This is a genomic window from Gilliamella sp. (assembly GCF_024104075.1).
In the GTDB taxonomy this organism is placed as follows: domain Bacteria; phylum Pseudomonadota; class Gammaproteobacteria; order Enterobacterales; family Orbaceae; genus Gilliamella; species Gilliamella bombi.
Genome location: NZ_JAGGHR010000074.1, coordinates 1 through 730, shown reverse-complemented (window position 1 = coordinate 730; position 730 = coordinate 1). Strand labels below are relative to the sequence as shown.

1 protein-coding gene is annotated in these 730 nt (G+C 28.2%); it reads right to left on the bottom strand.

Features of this window, described 5'->3' with window-relative positions; translation table 11 throughout:
- Positions 1-61: 61 nt before the first annotated feature.
- A complete protein-coding gene (locus J6569_RS11180) occupies positions 62-610 on the bottom strand; it encodes a DUF1629 domain-containing protein (RefSeq protein ID WP_296318531.1) in 549 nt (182 codons plus the stop codon).
- Positions 611-730: the final 120 nt, after the last annotated feature.

The following is a 730-nucleotide window of genomic DNA, read 5'->3' as shown; positions in this document are numbered from 1 at the left end:
TCATAATTAAATCCCCTTTTCTTTTATCATAGAGAATTTTCTACTTTTTTGCTGTACTATTTTAGGGGATAGTTACAGTCCGATCTTTATATGTCAAATTAATTTCCTTACAGAATTTAATTCCCTGTAAGCCAGCACTTAAAATAGCCGATTTTACTTTATTATTGATCACAATTAAATTTGGTTGTTCTTTGCATCTAACAATATTATAACCATCAGGTATATCGTCTAATATTACTGTATATAAAAACATATAAGCAGGATTATTTGGATCGAAATTAGTCAACTGATATTCGCTTTTGTTCATATCACAACAATCTATCTTTATTATGGGATTTATCACACTAAAACCATCAAAAATTTCATTTCCATATATTATTTCGGCATTAAAAAATTCAACTTCTGTTGGCACTACACTTTCAAGAATAGCCCTGAGCTTCAGGCTAACTAACTCAGGTCCAGTAGTAGATAGCATGTGACACTTTTTTAATTTATTAAAACAGGATTTATTCTTAGCTTTATATTTTAAAGTACAATCAAGACCTTTAAGGCTAATCCCTTCATTAAATAGTGAGAAATCCATGGATATATCATGGAGATAATCAAGCATATTATATGTATTTTCTTCTATTTAAATTATATAGCTCATCTTTTCAACACCTAAATTAAACAAGCATTATTTAACTTTGTAACTATCCCCTAATATAGTACAGCAAAAAAGTAGAAAATT